This window comes from Rhodococcus sp. IEGM 1370 (assembly GCF_033142325.1).
GTDB lineage: Bacteria > Actinomycetota > Actinomycetes > Mycobacteriales > Mycobacteriaceae > Rhodococcoides.
In genome coordinates, this window is record NZ_JAWLRY010000031.1 from 1 (window position 1) to 18,347 (window position 18,347).

The 18,347-nt window shown below is 65.1% G+C and carries 22 protein-coding genes; 13 read left to right on the top strand and 9 right to left on the bottom strand.

Features of this window, described 5'->3' with window-relative positions:
* Positions 1–156 precede the first annotated feature (156 nt).
* The 5 genes from R4P47_RS23685 to R4P47_RS23705 all read right to left on the bottom strand — a co-directional run bounded on the left by R4P47_RS23685 (position 157) and on the right by R4P47_RS23705 (position 4,900).
* Complete coding sequence (locus tag R4P47_RS23685; RefSeq protein WP_317785945.1) at positions 157–2,334, bottom strand: AAA family ATPase; 2,178 nt, start codon at positions 2,332–2,334, stop codon at positions 157–159.
* Between the two features lie 33 nt (positions 2,335–2,367).
* Positions 2,368–3,222: a CDP-diacylglycerol--serine O-phosphatidyltransferase gene (gene pssA, locus R4P47_RS23690; protein ID WP_317785946.1), complete on the bottom strand. Its 855-nt coding sequence runs from the start codon at positions 3,220–3,222 to the stop codon at positions 2,368–2,370.
* Positions 3,223–3,230: 8 nt separating this feature from the next.
* A complete protein-coding gene (locus tag R4P47_RS23695) occupies positions 3,231–3,947 on the bottom strand; it encodes a phosphatidylserine decarboxylase (RefSeq protein WP_317548323.1) in 717 nt (238 codons plus the stop codon).
* Between the two features lie 133 nt (positions 3,948–4,080).
* On the bottom strand, positions 4,081–4,347 hold the full coding sequence (locus R4P47_RS23700) for a GlsB/YeaQ/YmgE family stress response membrane protein (RefSeq protein WP_094613941.1): 267 nt from the start codon (positions 4,345–4,347) through the stop codon (positions 4,081–4,083).
* Positions 4,348–4,435: 88 nt separating this feature from the next.
* Positions 4,436–4,900, bottom strand: coding sequence for an SRPBCC family protein (locus R4P47_RS23705; protein ID WP_317548324.1), 465 nt, complete (start codon positions 4,898–4,900; stop codon positions 4,436–4,438).
* 169 nt (positions 4,901–5,069) lie between these two features.
* On the opposite strand from R4P47_RS23705, the gene R4P47_RS23710 reads away from it, so the two are divergent.
* Positions 5,070–5,465: a hypothetical protein gene (locus R4P47_RS23710; protein WP_317785947.1), complete on the top strand. Its 396-nt coding sequence runs from the start codon at positions 5,070–5,072 to the stop codon at positions 5,463–5,465.
* A complete protein-coding gene (locus R4P47_RS23715) occupies positions 5,462–5,656 on the top strand; it encodes a helix-turn-helix transcriptional regulator (RefSeq protein ID WP_068048135.1) in 195 nt (64 codons plus the stop codon). The genes R4P47_RS23710 and R4P47_RS23715 overlap by 4 nt, the downstream gene beginning before the upstream one ends.
* Before the next feature lie 54 nt (positions 5,657–5,710).
* Here R4P47_RS23715 and R4P47_RS23720 read toward each other — a convergent pair whose 3' ends face one another.
* Entirely contained in the window at positions 5,711–6,508 is a 798-nt protein-coding gene (locus tag R4P47_RS23720; RefSeq protein ID WP_068048138.1) for a DUF1206 domain-containing protein, read from the bottom strand.
* Positions 6,509–6,706: 198 nt separating this feature from the next.
* On the opposite strand from R4P47_RS23720, the gene R4P47_RS23725 reads away from it, so the two are divergent.
* The 7 genes from R4P47_RS23725 (at position 6,707) to R4P47_RS23755 (ending at position 12,099) form a co-directional block, all read left to right on the top strand.
* A complete protein-coding gene (locus R4P47_RS23725; RefSeq protein WP_176460417.1) occupies positions 6,707–6,844 on the top strand; it encodes a hypothetical protein in 138 nt (45 codons plus the stop codon).
* Between the two features lie 88 nt (positions 6,845–6,932).
* Positions 6,933–8,588, top strand: a complete 1,656-nt coding sequence (locus tag R4P47_RS23730; protein ID WP_317548327.1) for an FAD-dependent oxidoreductase — start codon at positions 6,933–6,935, stop codon at positions 8,586–8,588.
* Positions 8,585–10,045, top strand: coding sequence for an ATP-binding protein (locus R4P47_RS23735; protein WP_317785948.1), 1,461 nt, complete (start codon positions 8,585–8,587; stop codon positions 10,043–10,045). Before R4P47_RS23730 ends, R4P47_RS23735 begins: the two co-directional genes overlap by 4 nt.
* Positions 10,042–10,386, top strand: coding sequence for a UBP-type zinc finger domain-containing protein (locus R4P47_RS23740; protein ID WP_094641005.1), 345 nt, complete (start codon positions 10,042–10,044; stop codon positions 10,384–10,386). The genes R4P47_RS23735 and R4P47_RS23740 overlap by 4 nt, the downstream gene beginning before the upstream one ends.
* Positions 10,383–10,802 (top strand): DUF1801 domain-containing protein, encoded by a 420-nt coding sequence (locus tag R4P47_RS23745; RefSeq protein ID WP_317548329.1) that lies wholly within the window; start codon positions 10,383–10,385, stop codon positions 10,800–10,802. The genes R4P47_RS23740 and R4P47_RS23745 overlap by 4 nt, the downstream gene beginning before the upstream one ends.
* Positions 10,799–11,485 (top strand): GOLPH3/VPS74 family protein, encoded by a 687-nt coding sequence (locus R4P47_RS23750; RefSeq protein ID WP_317785949.1) that lies wholly within the window; start codon positions 10,799–10,801, stop codon positions 11,483–11,485. The genes R4P47_RS23745 and R4P47_RS23750 overlap by 4 nt, the downstream gene beginning before the upstream one ends.
* An 8-nt stretch (positions 11,486–11,493) precedes the next feature.
* Complete coding sequence (locus tag R4P47_RS23755; protein ID WP_068048154.1) at positions 11,494–12,099, top strand: DJ-1/PfpI family protein; 606 nt, start codon at positions 11,494–11,496, stop codon at positions 12,097–12,099.
* Here R4P47_RS23755 and R4P47_RS23760 read toward each other — a convergent pair.
* On the bottom strand, positions 12,079–12,426 hold the full coding sequence (locus R4P47_RS23760; RefSeq protein WP_094641008.1) for a DoxX family protein: 348 nt from the start codon (positions 12,424–12,426) through the stop codon (positions 12,079–12,081). The two genes, R4P47_RS23755 and R4P47_RS23760, sit on opposite strands and share 21 nt — an antisense overlap.
* Positions 12,427–12,505: 79 nt before the next feature.
* Here R4P47_RS23760 and R4P47_RS23765 point away from each other — a divergent pair, with 79 nt between their 5' ends.
* Entirely contained in the window at positions 12,506–12,835 is a 330-nt protein-coding gene (locus tag R4P47_RS23765; protein WP_317548331.1) for a helix-turn-helix domain-containing protein, read from the top strand.
* A gap of 43 nt (positions 12,836–12,878) precedes the next feature.
* Here R4P47_RS23765 and R4P47_RS23770 read toward each other — a convergent pair whose 3' ends face one another.
* On the bottom strand, positions 12,879–14,741 hold the full coding sequence (locus R4P47_RS23770; protein WP_317785950.1) for a BCCT family transporter: 1,863 nt from the start codon (positions 14,739–14,741) through the stop codon (positions 12,879–12,881).
* A gap of 288 nt (positions 14,742–15,029) precedes the next feature.
* Here R4P47_RS23770 and R4P47_RS23775 point away from each other — a divergent pair, with 288 nt between their 5' ends.
* Genes R4P47_RS23775 through R4P47_RS23785 form a run of 3 tightly spaced genes read left to right on the top strand, consistent with a single transcriptional unit; the run spans position 15,030 to position 16,715 of the window.
* Entirely contained in the window at positions 15,030–15,944 is a 915-nt protein-coding gene (locus tag R4P47_RS23775; RefSeq protein WP_317785951.1) for a serine/threonine-protein kinase, read from the top strand.
* Between the two features lie 46 nt (positions 15,945–15,990).
* A complete protein-coding gene (locus R4P47_RS23780) occupies positions 15,991–16,365 on the top strand; it encodes a helix-turn-helix domain-containing protein (RefSeq protein WP_317785952.1) in 375 nt (124 codons plus the stop codon).
* Positions 16,362–16,715 (top strand): PH domain-containing protein, encoded by a 354-nt coding sequence (locus R4P47_RS23785; RefSeq protein WP_068048169.1) that lies wholly within the window; start codon positions 16,362–16,364, stop codon positions 16,713–16,715. The genes R4P47_RS23780 and R4P47_RS23785 overlap by 4 nt, the downstream gene beginning before the upstream one ends.
* A 37-nt stretch (positions 16,716–16,752) precedes the next feature.
* Here the strand turns inward: R4P47_RS23785 and R4P47_RS23790 are convergent, their stop codons facing one another.
* Positions 16,753–18,234 carry an amino acid permease gene (locus R4P47_RS23790; RefSeq protein ID WP_068048170.1) on the bottom strand — a complete coding sequence of 494 codons (1,482 nt, stop codon included), beginning with the start codon at positions 18,232–18,234 and terminating at the stop codon, positions 16,753–16,755.
* Positions 18,235–18,347 lie beyond the last annotated feature (113 nt).

Sequence of the window (18,347 nt, forward strand, 5' to 3'; positions counted from 1 at the left end):
CACTGACACGGCGGGCACTGGCACGGCGGGCGCAGGCACGGCGGTGCTCGACGACGGCTGCGAGGACACCGGCGTGGGGGGGGGCCCCGGGCGGGGGGGGGGGGGGGGCGCCCCCCCCCCCCCCCCCCCCCCCCCCCCCCCCCCCCACCACTGCCGCTAGGCACTCCCGTATGCCCGCAGATGCGCCACCTGCTCGGGATCGAGTGACGGTCTGACCGTCGCCCGAGCGGCGGCGACATCGGCGGCGGTGACGTCGGCTGCATCCATCGACCGACGCATCGCCGTCAACGCGGCCTCGCGCAGCAACGCCGCGCAGTCGGCCGCGGAGTAGCCGTCGAGATCGCGCGCCAACGACTCCAGATCCACGTCCTCGGCGAGCGGGATGGATTTGCCCGACGCCTTCAGGATGTCCACGCGGGCATCGGAATCCGGCGGCGGCACGAAGACGAGCCGCTCGAGCCGGCCCGGCCGGAGCAGTGCGGGATCGATCAGATCGGGTCGGTTGGTTGCCCCGAGTACGACGACGTCGCGCAACGGTTCGACGCCGTCGAGCTCGGTCAGCAGCGCCGCGACGACCCGATCTCCGACGCCGGAATCCGAGCTCTGCCCGCGTCGGGGCACGAGAGCATCCACCTCGTCCAGGAAGATCAGCGAGGGAGCGGAATCTCGGGCGCGTTGAAAGAGTTCTCGGACAGCCTTTTCCGAGGAGCCGACCCATTTGTCCATCAGCTCCGCGCCTTTGACCGAGTGCACGCTGAGCTGCCCGGAGCTGGCCAGTGCGCGCACGAGGAACGTTTTGCCGCAGCCGGGCGGACCGTACAGCAGAACTCCCCGCGGCGGTTCGATTCCCAAGCGCGCGAACGAATCCGGATGGCGTAGCGGCCACAGTACCGCCTCTGTGAGTGCCTGCTTGGTCTCCACCATGTCGCCGACGTCGTCGAGCGTGAGACTGCCGATCGCCAGTTCTTCGCTTCCCGAACGCGACAGCGGGCGAATCACCTGCAGAGCGCCCACCAGATCGTCCTGCGTCAACGAGGCCGCGGCCGAATCGTTCGATGCGCGCGCCGCCGCCCGCAGCGCCGCCTCCCGCGTCAGGGCGGCCAGATCGGCGACCACGAAACCCGGTGTCCGTGAGGCGATTTCGCCCAGGTCGACGTCGCCCTGCGGAACTTTTCGGAGCAGATGCTCCAGCAATCCCTTGCGGCCTGCCGCGTCGGGCAGGGTGAGGGTGAGTTCACGATCGCACAGGTCCTGACCGCGCAGTCTGGGATCGGTCGCCTCCGGATGGGCCGTCGTCGCGATCAGGGCGAGACCCGGAGTGTCGACGGCCCGGCGCAGTACATCGAGGACGAACGTGGACGCCGGTTCGGGCTCGGAGGGCAACAACGCGTCGACGTCGGTGATGAGCAGAACCCCGGAACCGGCGAGTTCGTCCACTGCCGCGGTGACGCGATCGACCCGGGCCGACGCCTCGAGCGCGCCGATCGACGGTCCGTCCAGCACGACGCATGCGCGTTCACCGACGACCGCGCGCGCCAACGTCGCCTTGCCGACCCCACCCGGTCCGGTGATCAACACCCCCAGATGCGGCGATGCGCCGAGCGTCGCCAGCAACTCCGACTCGTCCAACGCCAGCCGCAGCCACTCGGTCAGCTTGGCCGACTGCGCGCTCACTCCCACCAGATCGGCCGCGCTCACCCTGGCCGCCGTGGCTTTCGGTGGCGCTGACACAGGTGCGGATGCCGAGGCAGCGACGGTGCCGGAGCCCCACCCGACCGCCGAATTGGGTTGCACACTCACCGGCCCATTCGACGGGTCGACGGCCGAGACCGTCAACAGTTCGGTGGTCCACGCGACCCCGAATGTCCTCGACAGCGCCTGCGTCGCAGATGTCGTCGAGGTTCCGGGGCCGAGATCACGGGGGAGAAGTGAGACCGTGTCACCCACCGTCAGTACCTTGCCGAGCAACGCTTGTCGCAGGGTGGCGTCGGAGATGGAACCGGTGGCGAGCGCGGAGCCGGTCACGGTCACGGCCTTGGCCCCGTAGACGGTGACGGGTCCGACTGCGACAGAAGCATTTTCGCGAAGACCTGTGTTGGAGAGCGTCACGTCGTCCAGCAACGCGGTGCCCTGAGGTGATCCCTCCGGAGCCACGGCGACGACGGCGGCTGTGCGACGAGAACCGATGAGCGACACCGCATCCCATTCCCGCAGGCCCAGAGCCGCAAGGACTTCCGGATGCAGGCGCACGACGCCGCGTCGGGCATCGGCCGCCGAGGTGTTGAGGCGGGCAGTGAGAACGAGCTCAGGCGTCGTCGAGCGAGATTCGGTCACCACAGCCACACTAACGGGTCGGCTCCGCGCGGATCAGCTACGAGGCCGACGCAGTCCCAGACGAGCCTGCGACCGCCGGTTGCTACCCGGCGCGCGGCGGATGGCCCGACGCTCGGCGCGGCGCTCGGCCGGCTTGGCGTCCCAGGTGTACGGGCGCGCGGCGGTCCACCGCTGCGAGCGCACTGCGAACGGGATGTGCACCAGGTAGGCCAACACCAGGCCCATCAGCAGGATCAGCGGGAACGTGATGAGCGCGGCTGCGAGCAGTGCGACGAGCACCAGCAGGATCGCGGCCAGTCGCGGCGGCACCGAGACCGTCTTGAGCGCGAGCGTGGGGATGCGGCTGACGATGAGACCGGCGGTGAGGATCGCCCATCCGGCGACGACGTAGAACGAGGCCCACCAGCCGTCGCCGAACTGCTCGAAACCCGCGATCGGTGCCATGGCGATGAGCGCCCCGGCCGGTGCGGGAACACCGGTGAAGTACTCGCGCGCGTAAGCGGGAGTGTCGTCCTCGTCGAGCAGAGTGTTGAAGCGCGCGAGGCGGAGCACGATGCTCACCGCGTAGACCAGCGCCACGATCCAGCCGCCGCTGCTGCCCTCGAGCAGTGTCACGTACAGCACCAGCGCCGGGGCGACACCGAACGAGATGGCGTCGGACAGCGAATCCAGTTCGGCACCGATCTTGCTGGTGGCGTCGAGCAATCGGGCGATGCGACCGTCCAACGCATCGAGGATCGCAGCGGCACCGATCATGGCGAGCGCGGTACCGAGCTGGCCGTCGAGGGCGAACTTGACCGCGGACAGGCCGGAGCACAGCGCGAGAATCGTGACGACGGACGGAAGCAGACGAATGGCAGCAGGTGGCTTGGCGCGTCTGGTGATCATGTCGGTTTCTACTGCGAGAGCTCGGCGAGCACTGTTTCGGCACCGACGGCCCGCTGGCCGCGTTCGACCAGCAGGGTGGTGCCCGCCGGGAAGTAGGTGTCCACGCGGGATCCGAATCGGATCAGTCCGTAGGTGTCGCCGATCGACAAGGTGTCGCCGACCTTGGCGTTGTTGATGATGCGTCGCGCAATCAGGCCGGCGATCTGCACGACGGCGACATCCTGACCGGAAGCGGTTCTGATGTGCATGCTGTTGCGCTCGTTGACCTCGCTGGCCTCGGCGAGGTCGGCGGATTTGAACTGACCGCGACGGTGCACCACTTCCACGACTTTTCCGCCGACGGGAACACGCTGTACGTGGACGTCGAGGACGGAGAGGAAGATGCTGACGCGCGGGACCGGCTCGGAGCCGAGATCGAGCTCGGCCGGAGGAACGGCAGTGTCGACGAGTGTGACCAGGCCGTCGGCGGGAGCGACGACGACGCCGGGGCGATTCGGCGGGACTCGCGAGGGGTGGCGGAAGAAGGTGGCGCAGGCTCCGGCGGCAACGAGTCCGGCGTTGCGGACCCACTTGGAGCGTCGACCGAGAACGGCGACGGCCAGCGGACCGCCGACGAACGGCAGCCCGGCGGGGTGGAGCGGTGGAATCGTTTCACGGACCAAGTCGACGATGTGAGCCGCTCCGGTGCGGGGCGGTTGACCAATCGGGGCGGGACGGCGTGCCACGGTCTCCTCTAACTTTTGTCGGACAGGTGTCGGCAGGTCGTGGTGCTGCGAGCGAATCGTGCGTCGAACACGCGACTGCCGGAGCCATCACAGCGTACGTGAGGGCCCCGGCAGTCGAGAGGTGCGAGTGAGATCAGACGCGGCTGCGGCCCGTCACGAGCTTGACCAGGAACAGCAGGATGCACGCGCCGAGCAGGCAGGTGATGAAGCTGAAGATGATTCCGCCGCCCTCGACGTCGAGGAACGTGCTGAGCAGGAATCCGCCCAGGAGGCCGCCGATGATGCCGACGACGATGTTCAGGATGATGCCCATCTGAGCATCCGTCTTCATGATCTTGCTACCGATCCAGCCGGCGAGTCCGCCGATGATGATCCAGCCTACAAATCCGAGTCCCAACATAGGGTGCCCCCACTTTCCGTTCGTGTTTGTTGCTTGTCGAAACGACGGATGCCCGCGGGAAACAAACCTGAAACATTCCTGAGAAAAGTTATTTCTGGCTGGACTTCTCGCTCTCGGCCTTGATTCGACGCAGGGTCTTGTTCATGCCCTCGACGAGTTCGACGTCGAACTCGTCGATGCCCCCGAGGATGCGCTTGACCAGCAGTGACGACACTGCCGTGGTGCCCGTCGGTGCCTCCCGCTTCTCGACGACGGTCGTTCCGGTCGCGGTGGGAGTGAGCGTGTAGGACCAGATCGTCTTGTTCTCCACGACGCGGAACGCGAGTTCGCGGTTGGGTTCGAAGGTGACGACCTTGGCGGTGGTCGGCCAGACGAGCATCCCCTTGCGGTTGACGTTGAGCGTCTTGGTGCCCTTGCCGACCGGTCCGCCGAAGACCTTCATCTTCTTGCACTGCGGGCTCCACTCGCCCATGCGCTGCAGATCGGACACGATCGACCAGACGGTCTCGGGGCTCGCGGCGATGTCGATCTTGGCTTCGAGAGTCTTGCTCAACGTGGGCCTCCAGGTACGTGTGACTGAACGTTACGACAAATCGGTCACAGCATATGTGTGTCCGAGCTCATAGCGAAACGGGACGAAGGGGAATGTAAGAGAAGTTTGACATCGGAATCGAGTGGGGGTGAGATATGTCAAAGAACTCGTACACGCACGGGAGGTTGTCATGAGGGTCGCACTGTCACGAGTCCCCGCAGTAGTTCTCGGAATTGCCCTCGCCGCCGGTGTCGGGATCGCCGCCGCATCGGTGCGAGAAGAAGGCGGGTGGCAGGTAGGTCTGGTGTTCGCCGCGGCGGTGGCCCCTGCCCTCGTCGGAGCGATGTGGACATTGGTTCCGCAACGATCACCGAAGATGCCGGAGAATCCGGAGGATTCCGTCGAGTTCCAGTGGTTGCAGCACGCGTCGTCCGGTGCCTTCTTCGACCTGATGATCGCACTCGGCCTCGCGTCGGCTGCCTCGGCGATACTCGACACGGAGCTGGTTCCGGTAGTCGCGTTTCTGGTGTTGGCCATGGCCGACGTGGCCGTACGGTACCTGGTCGTCTCGCGTACGCAGCGGTGACTTCGAACCACGTGCACCGGCTGCGCACTGCTGCCGGTTTGTCACAGCAGCAGTGCGCCGACGCGGTCGGCGTCAGCAGGCAGACGATCATCTCGATCGAGAAGGGCCACTTCGACCCGCGGCTCTCTCTCGCATTCCGCCTGGCCCGGCTGTTCGAGGTCAGCGTCGACGAGTTGTTCGATCCACGGTGATCGAGCAACCCCGCACAGGTGAGCGGAAACTCGTAGCAGGCTACGAAGTTTCGCTCACATGCGAGCGAAGCGAGCCAACACGAAGGCATAGAGCCCGTAGAGCGCGATGCCCACGCCGGCGAGGATCAGCAGGACCTGACCGTACGGCTGCGAGCCGAGAGTCTTGAGAGCACCGTCGATGCCGGTGGCCTTGGACGGATCGGACTGCAGAACTGCCACCACGACGAGGAGTCCGGCTCCGACGAGGGCAGCGCCCTTGGCGGCGTATCCCGCGATGCCGAGTTTGACGACGGCCCCGCTCTGGTGTCCTTCGAGATCGTCGAGGAAGTTCTTCGAAACGCCCTTGTAGACGTGGTATCCGCCGACTCCGATGACGACCAGCGCGACGGCGATGAGCACGAGCTTGCCGCCGCCGGATTCCATCAGTCGTGCCGACCAGCCCGCGTTCTGTTGTCCGCTGGACTTGCCCGAGCCGGTCGCGAAGCCGTAGGTCGAGAAGGCGAACGCGATGTAGACGACGGCCAGCGCGCCTGCTTTGAGACGGTCCATCGCACTCCCGGCGTCGGCGTCGGATTTCTTGCCGACGATCGCTTCGACGATGCGCCACAGCGCCAGCGCCACGAAAGCCACCACTGCCACCCAGAGCGCGATCTTTCCGCCGGGCTTCTCGGCCAGCTCGGCGAGTGCACCGGACTGGTCTGCGTTGCCGGCCTGGCCGAAGGCCAACCGGACGGCGATGTATCCGATCAGAATGTGCAGCACTCCGCTGACGAAGTGACCGGCTCGCGCTGCTTTCTCGAATGCTCCGTTGTTCTGCACGGAACTGGCCACAGAATTTCCCGACGTGTTCACGAACGTTCCCCGATCAGTTGATTTGGGCAGCCGTTTACCCCGACCGTAGGCGCAGGAAACTGTCTCGAGCTGCGAAACGCCGCACGAGATCCCACCGAGGCGTTAACACCGGGCGGACACTGATCGATGTAGCAAGCGGAGTGTCGGGACCAACGAAGAAATTGTTCGGAGTGATCCACCGTGAAATTACAGTCGATAATGCGTCGTACCAGCAGTGATCTGCCCCTGTTGAAAACCGCCAGGATGAGCGGGAGCCCGCGTACGTGGCCCGCCGAGAAGCTCGAACGGCTCCTCACCCCGCAGGAACTCGACCTGATTCGACGCGGCCGAATCTGACCCCGCTCTTTCCAGGCCCGCTTGCCTCCCATTCGGGGTGACGCGGTGGCATGCTCATGTCGTTGATGAGCACCAGTTCTGGAGGGTCATGAAACCGGTCATTCTCAGCGTCGACGACGACCCAGGAGTGTCGAGATCGGTCGCCCGCGACCTACGTCGGCGCTACGGGGAGCAGTACCGCATCGTGCGGGCGGAGTCCGGTGCCGGCGCTCTCGACGCGTTGAAAGAACTCGCGCTGCGCGGTACCCCCGTCGCCATTCTGTTGGCCGACTACCGCATGCCGCAGATGAGCGGCATGGAATTTCTCGAGCAGGCCATGGACATCTTTCCGACGGCCCGTCGCATTCTTCTCACCGCATACGCGGACACCGACGCCGCGATCGACGCGATCAACGTCGTCGATCTCGACTACTACCTGCTCAAGCCGTGGGATCCGCCCGAGGAAAAGCTGTACCCCGTGCTCGACGCCCAGCTCGAGGCCTGGTGTGCGTACGACCACCGAGCCGTGGAGGACACCAAGATCGTCGGCCACCGCTGGTCGGCGCGTTCGTCGGAGATCCGCGAGTTCCTCGCTCGCAATCAGCTGCCGTATCGCTGGTACATGTCCGACGAGGCCGAGGGGGCGCGGCTGTTGGCCGCGGCGGGTGTGGACGACGGACGGCTGCCGGTGGTCATCACCACCGAGGGCGCCGCGCTGATCGAGCCGTCCGATGCCGAACTCGGTGATCGACTCGGCCTGACTGTCTCGCCGTCGGAGGAGTTCTACGATCTGGTCGTCATCGGTGGCGGTCCGGCCGGACTCGGAGCCGCGCTGTACGGCGCGTCCGAAGGCCTGCGGACCACCCTGATCGAGCGGACCGCGACGGGCGGTCAGGCCGGACAGAGTTCACGGATCGAGAACTACCTGGGTTTTCCCGACGGGGTCTCGGGAGCTCAGCTCGCCGAGCGGGCTCGTCGTCAGGCACTGAAGTTCGGTGCCGAGGTGGTCACCACTCAGGACGTCGTCGGCCTCGAAGCAAACGGTGCTGCGCGAACAGTGCGATTCGCCGACGGCCGCAGCATCAGCGCGCAGACGATCATCCTGTCCACCGGTGTCGCCTACAGGCGTTTGGACGCACCCGGAATCGACGACTTCACCGGACGCGGCGTGTTCTACGGATCGGCGATGACGGAGGCCGCGCGCTGCGCCGAGCAAGACGTCTACATCGTGGGAGGGGCGAACTCGGCCGGTCAGGCGGCGGTGTATCTCTCGCGCGGGGCAAAGTCGGTCACCATTCTGATCCGGGCCACCTCGCTCGAAGCGTCGATGTCGTACTACCTGATCAAGCAGATCGAGGAGAACCCGAAGATCAGCGTGCGGCCGTGCACCGAGGTCGTCGGGGTAGCGGGAGACGGTCACCTCGAGTCGATCACGCTGCACAACCGAGCGACCGAGGAGACGACGACGGTCGACGCGCAGTACCTGTTCCTGTTCATCGGCGCGGCACCGCGCACCGAGTGGCTCGACGGGGTCCTCGTGCGGGACGAGCATGGATTCGTGGTCACCGGGCCGGATCTCGTCGTCGACGGGCGCGGGCCTGCCGGGTGGACGCCCGCCCGTCTCCCACACCACCTCGAAACGAGTGTGCCGGGTGTGTTCGCTGCCGGTGACGTGCGATCCGACTCGGCCAAACGCGTCGCGTCGGCGGTGGGAGAGGGAGCGATGGCCGTGATGTTGGTGCACAGATATCTGGCGAACCCATGACCGAGCCGACGCAGAACACACCCGCATGTGATCCGGAAGAGTTACGGACGCTGTTCCTGTTCGAGCAGCTCACCGACGCGCAGCTGGCGGAGCTGTGCCGAGACGGGCGCATCGAAACGATCGAGCCGGGGCCGGTGTATGCGGAAGGTGATCCGGCGACGTGCTTCTACGTTCTGATGGAGGGGGCCGTCGTGCTCTCGAAGCTTTCCGGTGGCGAGGACCTGGTGGTCAATCGCACCTCGCAACGCGGGGTGTACGCGGGTGCGTGGCAGGCGTACCTGGGCGATCGGGTGCCGCAGACGTACCAGGGTTCGATGCGGGTGACCGAGCCCTCCCGGTTCTTCGTGCTCGACGCCGAGTGCTTCGCGTCCATCGTGCGGGAGTGGTTCCCGATGGCGTTGCATCTGCTCGAGGGATTGTTCTTCGGCAATCAGAACACCAAGCAGATAGTGGAACAACGAGAACGCCTGTTGGCGTTGGGTTCTCTGTCGGCCGGGCTGACGCACGAACTGAACAATCCGGCGGCGGCTGCGGTGCGGGCGACGTCGGCGTTGCGAAATCGGGTGGCGCACATGCGGCAGAAGTTGGCGATGATCGCCGGCGGCACTCTCGATCGCGGCAGCTTGGCGCATCTGGTCGGACTGCAGAACGAGGCCGTGGAACTGGTCGCCAAGGCTCCGAAGCTGACCGCGATGGAGGCGTCGGACCGCGAGGACGAACTGGGAGAGTGGTTCGAGGACAAGGGCATCGGTGACGGCTGGGATCTGGCTCCGACGTTCGTCTCGGCCGGTCTCGACGTGCCGTGGCTCGATCGGGTTTCCGCGACGGTCGACGATCCAGCGTTGCTCGAGGGCGCAATTCGGTGGCTCAACTACACCGTCGAAACCGAGTTGCTGATGAACGAGATCTCGGATTCGACCACGCGCATCTCCACGCTCGTCGGTGCCGCGAAGCAGTATTCGCAGATGGATCGTGCGCCGTATCGAACGGTGGATGTGCGCGAACTGCTGGACAGCACCCTGATCATGTTGGGCCGCAAGATCGGTGACGACATCACGGTGGTCAAGGACTACGACCCCACGGTGCCGCCGATCCCGGCCTACGCAGCCGAACTCAACCAGGTGTGGACCAATCTGATCGACAATGCCGTGCAGGCGATGGCGGCTACCCCCGAGGAGAAGGGGGTGCTGACGGTGCGGACGTCGTTGGACGAGGATCAGGTCCAGATCGAGATCTGCGACACCGGACCCGGTGTGCCGCAGGAGATTCGGTCGCGCATTTTCGAGCCCTTCTTCACCACCAAGCCGGTCGGCGAGGGCACGGGGCTCGGCCTGGACATCTCGTGGCGCATCGTGGTGAACAAGCATCAGGGTGAGCTGCGGTTGGTGTCCGAACCCGGTGACACACGATTCGTCGTGCGGTTGCCCGTCGACCCTGCAATCGAGGAGGAACCATGACCATCGAAGGCATCGACCCGAAGATTCCGCCGTCGGGACCGGGTTGTGTGGAGTGCACGCAGACGCAGGGGTGGTGGGTACATCTGCGGCGGTGCGCGCAGTGCGGGCACATCGGATGTTGCGATTCCTCGCCGTCGCAGCATGCCAGCAAACATGCAGAGTCCACCCGGCACCAGTTCGTGCGCAGCTACGAGCCCGGCGAGGAATGGTTCTACAACTACGAGGACGAGCAGATGTACGACGGGCCGGAACTGGCTCCGCCGCAACATCGTCCACTCGATCAGACGGTTCCCGGTCCGCGCGAGCGGGTGCCGTCGAACTGGCAGGCCCTGATCAATTGAACGAGAACCTGACGCGACCCACCGACGTATCGGCCGAGGATTTCCTGGCGGCTGTGGAGCACCCGGTTCGCCGTGCGGACGGGTTCGCGCTCGCCGAGATCATGGGCCGCGTCACCGGGCAACCGGCGGTGATGTGGGGTCCGACGATGGTGGGTTTCGGAAGCTATCGATACACGACGGGCAGTGGCCGCCGGGGAGAGTATTTCGTCGTCGGGTTCTCCCCACGCAAGGCGAATCTGTCGGTGTACGGCGCCACGTACGCCCCGGAGTCGGAGAGCTTGCTCGAACAGCTGGGAAAGCACAAGCGAGGAGCGGGTTGCCTGTACGTGAACAAGCTCGCCGATGTGGACATAGCGATTCTCGAACAACTGCTGGCATACAACTACCCGTACATTCTGAGTAGCCTCGCGTCATGACCTTGATCGCGGAGGACCTGCTGTTGCTGTTGCTCGACGACGACTCGGGCAAGCCGCTCGCCGACAGCACGAAGTTGCCACGGGTACTGGCAGGTGCGCTGGTCGTCGAGCTCGCCATGATCGGGTCGCTTCGTATCACCGGCCCGGACGAGCAGATCAAGAAGGATCACGTGGTCGTCGCAGGCTCCACGACCGAAGCGCCGAGTGACCCGGCGTTGCGTCGAGTGTTCGATCTGGTCGCGTCGGCATCGCGGCCGATGAAGCCACAGAAGGTGATCGAGAAGTCGCAGAAGAATCTGGCGAAGGAACTGGCTGCGCGACTCGTCGCACAGGCTTTCGTCACGGAGAAGAAGGACAAGGTGTGGGGGTTGTTCCCGACGACGACGTGGCCTGCCCAGGACACCTCTCGTGAGAAGGTGCTGCGAGACGCGCTACGCAGCGCGCTGGTGGACGGGACGACGCCGTCGCCGCACACGGCTGCGTTGATCTCGTTGATTTCGGCGGTGGATCTGACACACAAGGTGATCGAGGATGCGGACAAGAAGCTGCTGAAGCGGCGCGCGAAGGAGATCGCCGAGGGGGAGTGGGCCGGCGCGGCTGTGCGCAAGGCCGTCTCGGACGTCAATGCCGCAGTGATGGCCGCGGTCATGGTGCCCGTCATCGTCTCCACCACGAGCAGTTGAGGAAAAAAATGACCAGAAGCATTGCCATTCTGTTGTTCGACGATGTCGAGGTACTCGACGCGTGCGGCCCGTTCGAGGTGTTCTCGGTGGCCAACCGGGTGGCCGAACGTGCAGGCAGCGCAGCGCCGTTCGAGGTGACGCTCGTCGGGATCGACGACAGGGCAGCTGTTGCTCGGGGCGGAATGAGGATCGGCGTCGACACCACGATCGACGACCCACGGCCCTACGACCTCGTTTTGGTTCCCGGTGGCGTCGTGGACGCAGTCGAGGCGAACGGCAGCGTTCTGCAGTGGCTGCAGGGTCTTCGGCCCACCGCCGAGTTGGTCGCGTCGGTGTGCACCGGTGCGTTCGTGCTCGCGGCTGCGGGACTGCTCGACGGTCGTCCGGTCACCACGCACTGGGAGGACTTGGAACTGCTGCGCGAACGGTGGCCCGCGCTCGTCGTTCACGAGGGTGTTCGGTACATCGATCACGGCGACCTGGCGACGTCGGCGGGAATCAGTGCCGGTCTGGATCTGGCGCTGCATCTGGTCGCGCGGTGGTCGGGAGCCGATCATGCTCTCGCCACCGCGGGCCAGATGGATTACGACTGGTCAGGCGCTGAGCACCCGTAGAACCAGCGCGACGACGGAGAACACGGCCAGTCCGGCGGCGGGTGCGAAGTCTTTGTCCCCGGCGCGCAGGTGCGCGACGACGGCTCCGACGAAGTAGAGGATGACGCCGACGGCGGCAGCGACGCCGATCGGCCAGACGACCAAGCCGACCAGGAGGCCGACGGCACCGAGGATCTCGAGGTAGGCGAGCCACGGGATCTTGTCGGCGGGAACCCCGACCTGCTCGAGCATCGGGACGACGGAGGGATTCTTCGTCAGTTTTCCGATCGCGGAGAACGTGAGTGCGACAGCGAGCAGAACCGAGACGACGAGGGTTGCGATGAACATGTGCCCTGCTTTCATTTCTGAGGCCACTAGTAATTGCGAAGTAGCAAGGCGGACTCTAGCACCTCGGTAGGGTGGAGGCATGGTCTCGAACGAGCAGCCTCACGACCCTCGTGCCTGTGATGGAGCGCTGACCAAAGCATTCGGCTTTCTCGGCAAAAGATGGAACGGCCTGCTGCTGGCGACTCTGATGAACGGGCCGATGGGATTCTCGGAACTCCGCCGCGCCGTCGGCGGGATCAGTGACTCGGTGCTGTCCGAGCGCCTCGGTGAGCTCGGCAGAGCAGGGCTGGTGGCACGGGCCGTCACGGAGGGTCCGCCCATCTCGGTGGAATACAGCCTGACGCCGTCGGGAGAGGCGCTGCTGCCGTCGCTGGAGGCTCTCACCGACTGGGCTTCGAAAAACCTCTGACCCCCGCGAAAGTTCGCGAGGGTCAGAGAGTGGTGGAAACGGCTCAGCTGGGGTTGTTCTGGTTCTGCCCCTCGGCCGATTCGGCGAACTCCTGAGTGTCGAAGACCTCTCCACCCAGGGGGTCGACCGGAGCGTTGTCGCTCGAGTACTCGACGGCTCCCGTCTCGGGATGGACTTCGAGCTGCTCGGTCGAGACCTCGTGCACTGCGAGTACGACGGTTCCGCCGGAAGCAGCCGAGGTCAGCCCCTCCTGTGATGGCGTCAGGCCGGAGAACGTGCTCGAGATACCCGACGTCGCCTTCTTGCGTGGAGTCGGCCGAGCGGGGGTGTCCGTGTCGTCACCGGTGACCTCCGAGGTGGTGGTCACCCGCACGTATCGCGGGGTGGTGGCGACGTCGTAGCGGAACGCCTTGAGCATCGACACACACGCCAGCGCCAACACCACGGAGAACGGCACGGCCGTCGCAATCGACATCGTCTGCAACGCTGTCAGAGAGCTGGTCCCGCCGACGAGCAGCAGTACCGCTGCGGCGATGCCCTGCAGCACGGCCCAGTAGACGCGGGTGATCTTCGGGGTTTCCAGTTGGCCACCCGTCGAGAGAATGTCGATCACCAGCGAGCCCGAGTCCGAGGACGTCACGAAGAAGAACACGATGACCGCGATGGCGATGACGCTGGTGATCGCGGCGATCGGGAGGCCGTCGAGCACCTGGAACAGGCTGGTGTTGGTGTTCACTGCCCCTTCGGCGTCGAGCAGGTCTCCCTCGTTGCGCTGCCGCAGGATGCCGGTGTCACCGAAGATGGTGAACCACAGCGACCCGACGATGGTCGGAGCCAGCAGCACGCCGAACACGAATTCACGGATGGTGCGGCCACGGGAGATACGCGCGATGAACATGCCGACGAACGGTGCCCAGCTCATCCACCAGCCCCAGTAGAAGATGGTCCAGCCGCCGGCCCAGCCGTCGTCGGAGAACGGCGAGGTGCGCAGCGCCAGCTCGGGCAGAGCCTGGACGTAGCCGCCGAGGTTCTGCACCCAGGACTGCATCAGGAACAGTGTCGGTCCCAGGAGCAGCACGAACAGGGCGAGCGAAGCCGCCAGCCCCATGTTGATGTTCGAGAGCCACTTGAGTCCCTTGGAAACTCCACTGACCACCGAGAAGGTGGCGATGCCGGTGATCACGGCGATGAGCACGATCACGAACAGGTTGGTGGTCTCCACCCAACCGAGGTAGTCGAGGCCGGCCGAGATCTGCTGAACGCCGAAGCCGAGCGAGGTCGCGACACCGAACAGGGTGCCCACGATTGCGACGGTGTCGATGGCGTGGCCGATCGGACCTTCGATGCGCTTGCGGCCGAGCAGCGGCTCGAGCAGCCAGCGGACGGTCAGCGGGCGACCCTTGCGGTAGGTCATGTACGCCATGCCGAGTCCGACGACGACGTAGATGGCCCAGGCGTGCAGGCCCCAGTGGAAGAGGGTGAGCTCCATCGCCTGGCGAGCAGCGGGGTCGGTGCTACCGGGAACGCCGCCCGCCTCGGGTGGCGTCACGTAGTGCGAGAGCGGCTCGGCGACGCCGTAGAACACCAGGCCGATGCCCATGCCGGCGCTGAACAGCATGGCGAACCAGGACAGGACGCCGAACTCGGGCTTCTCGTCGTCGCGGCCGAGGCGGATGTTGCCCACTCGGCTCAGGCCGCAGTACAGGGCGAACAGCACGAAGCCGGTCGCGGCCAGGATGTACCACCAGCCGACGCCTGCGGTGATGGCTTCGTTGAGCGTCTCGAACGAATCCGCCGCAGTGCTCGCGTAGACCACGGAGAAGGCGATCATCACGAAGATGATGATCGATGCGGGGACGAAAACCGGCTTGAGCAGGCCTCCCCAGGCTTCTTTAATTGCTTTCACTTACTTGACTTCCTTACAACTCGAGTCACCGTAATCGGCTGACCACTATCGGCTTGCCGTTCTTTTTCTCTTGTTTCGGTCAAGTACCGGTAATCACCATAAACGACATCGGCCCAGGTGGCGAAACGTGCGAGGGCGATCGAACTGGGAAACGGGCGTGGGTGCGCGCTCTGTCGAGTCGCCTCGAACAGTCGAACGGACTACAGTTCTGCCGATGCTGCGGACGTGTCCGGTTGTGTCACCCCTCGTATTCCGCGGCGTGAAAAATGTTGTGCAGCAGGTGATTCGATGACCGGTCGATTGCAGCCAGGTTCGGAGTTCGCCGGGTTTCGGGTCCAGCGCCGGCTCGGGGTCGGCGGTATGAGCGAGGTGTATCTGGTTCTCGGCCGCGGCCACGATCGGTACGAGGCCCTCAAGATTCTGGACCGGGAGGCGTCGCGATCTCCGAGGTTGCGCAACAAGTTTCGGATGGAAGCGACCGTCGCCACCCAATTGGTGCACCCGAACATCGTGTCGGTGCACGAGCACGGTGAGTTCGAGCACCAACTGTGGATGTCCATGCACTACGTGGACGGCTACAGCGCCGCGCGGCTCGTCGCCCGCGGACAGATCGCCCTCGACGTCTCTCGGGTGGCGCGCATCGTCGCCGAGGTGGCCAAGGGACTCGACTACGCCCACTCGCAGGGCGTCGTGCATCGGGACGTCAAGCCCGCCAACATTCTCATCTCCACCGAGCGAATCGACGGCTACGAGCAGGTGTTGTTGTCGGACTGGGGAATTGCGCGCCTATTGGGTGATTCGACTCCGCTCGCTGCAGGCGGGACGGTGTTGGCATCCATCCCGTATGCGGCGCCGGAACTGCTTCGTGGGGGAGTGCTGAGTGCGCAGACCGACGTCTACGGCCTGGGGGCGACGCTCGTCGAATTGGCGACCGGCCGGACGCCGTATCCGCTGGCCACGCCGTTGGCCATCACCGCAGCGCATTTGACGGCCGAGCCGCCGTCGGTGACGCGTCGTCGACGCTCGTTGCCGCGGGGCCTCGACGCGGTGGTGGCGCGGGCGTTGGCGAAGGATCCGTCGGATCGTTTCCGAACCTGCGTAGAGCTCAGCGACGCCGTCGCGGCGGCAGTGGAAGCAGGAGTTCCGGAACCGCCGCCGCGACGCTCGCCGTTCACGAGGTCGCGGTGGCTCAAGTTTTCTTGACCGATCGTTCTTGACCGATCGGTCATAAATCTGTCATGCTCGACGCATGGGACGTACCAGAAGCTTCGACGAGGCCACCGTCGTCGCGTCGGCCGCCGAGCAGTTTCGATCCAACGGCTACGAAGGAACGTCCCTGGACGATCTGCTGCGCGTCACGGGACTGCATCGCGGCAGCCTCTACCAGGCGTTCGGCAGCAAGCGAGGATTGTTTCTCGCTGCGTTGACCAGTACTCGATGGGACGTGGATCTGCTGCTGGTGGCGTTGTTGGAACTTGCGCCGTTCGACGATCATGTCCGCGAAATCTGCGCGAGCAGCCTTGCTTCCGGTGCCACCGAGGACGTCGCGCGCGCCCTCGGCGAACGGTTACTGGTGCGCGCCGGTATCGACTCGGCCATTGCTATCGAAGGAGAACTCAGATGAATTCCGTGACCGTCGTCGACGGCACCCTGGTGGTGGAGCCGCAGGGGCTGGACAAGGTGTGGTCGTTCACTCGGAAGCTCGAGATCCCGCTGAGCAGCGTACGCGGAGCTACCCACGATCCGGGAGCAAGCAAGGAGCCCAAGGGAATTCGAGCACCGGGGCTCGGTCTGCCGGGAAAGACCGCGGGCACGTTTCACCGCGACGGCGTCAAGACGTTCTACAACGTCACCGGCAGTGCCGACACGATCGTCATAGAGCTCGAGCAGCAGGAGTATCAGCGGCTGATTCTGACGGTGGAGGATCCGCGTGCGGTGGTGCAGCTGATCAACAACGCCGCCGCGGCCGCGTGACGGGGCACCGGTCTTCGGGCCCCGTCACGCGAATCGGCTACTCCTCCGGTTCGGTCGGGCGGTTGGCCACCACCGGGTACTGGCCGGTGTAGCCGAGGCGTTCCTCTGCCACCGCGAGCACCTTGGTGCGCACCAGGAACCAACCACCGATCAGTGCGGGGACGATGACCACCAGAGTGGCGATGGTCCAGCTGCCGATCGGGGCGTCGAAGGCCATCAGCACCAGCACTCCGAAGAGGAACACCAGGGTCGCGTAGCTGGTGTACGGCGCTCCGAACAGCCGGAACTTGGGCCGCTCCACGATGCCCTTCTGGGACCAGCGGAACAGCTGGATCTGGCACAGCACGATGGTGGCCCAGCTGGCGATGATGCCCAGTGCCGACATGTTCAGCACGATCTCGAAGGCCTCGCCGGGGGCGATGGCGTTGAGCGCGACACCGAACAGCGTGATGAAGCAGGTGAGCAGAATGCCGCCGAACGGAACGCCGCCCTTGGTCATCTTCTTGGTGAACTCCGGCGCACTGCCGTTCATCGCCATCGACCGCAGGATGCGGCCCGTGGAGTACAGGCCGGCATTGAGGCTCGACAGTGCCGCGGTGAGCACGACGATGTTCATGATGGTGCCCGCGCCGCCGAGGCCGATGCTCGAGAAGAACGTCACGAACGGCGACGTCCCGGACTGGTACGCGGTGTACGGCATCAGCAGGGCGAGCAGCACCAGCGAGCCGACGTAGAACAGTGCGATACGGGCGATGACCGAGTTGATCGCCCGCGGCATGATCTTCTCCGGGTTCTCGGTCTCACCGGCTGCGGTACCCACCAATTCGACTGCTGCATAGGCGAACACGACACCCGAGATGACGATGACCAGCGGCCATGCGCCGGATGGGAACAAGCCGCCGTTGTCGGTGATGAGACTGATGCCCGGCATCTGGGTGCCGACGGGGATTCGGCCCGCGAGGAACACCACGCCCACGATCAGGAACGTCACCAACGCGATGACCTTGATGATGGCGGCCCAGAATTCCATCTCACCGAACCACTTGACCGACACGAGGTTCAGGCTCATGACGATGACCAGCGCGATCAACGCGATGACCCACTGCGGAATCACCTCGAAACTGCCCCAGTAGTGCATGTACGTCGCAATGGCGGTGACGTCCACGATGGCCGTCATAGCCCAGTTCAGGAAGTACATCCAGCCCGCGACGAAAGCTGCCTTCTCGCCGAAGAACTCGCGCGCGTACGAGACGAAGCTGCCCGACGACGGACGGTGCAGCACCAGTTCGCCGAGGGCCCGCAGGATGAAGAATACGAAAATTCCGCAGAGCGCGTAGGCAAGGAACAGGCCGGGTCCGGCGCTGGCGAGGCGTCCACCCGCGCCGAGGAACAGGCCGGTGCCGATTGCGCCGCCGATCGCGATCATCTGCAACTGCCGAGGTTTCAGGCCCTTGTGGTAGCCCTCCTCCTCGTGGTCCATCGCCGAGTTGTCGTACGAGGTGTCGACCGTATCGGACATGTTTCGATCCTTCTTGTCGTTTTTGTAGGGTTTTGTCCGAATTTTTTGGCGTCGAAGCTGTTGTCGCTCAACGGTATTAGCGCCGATGGTTCGAAGCACAGTATTCGGATGTT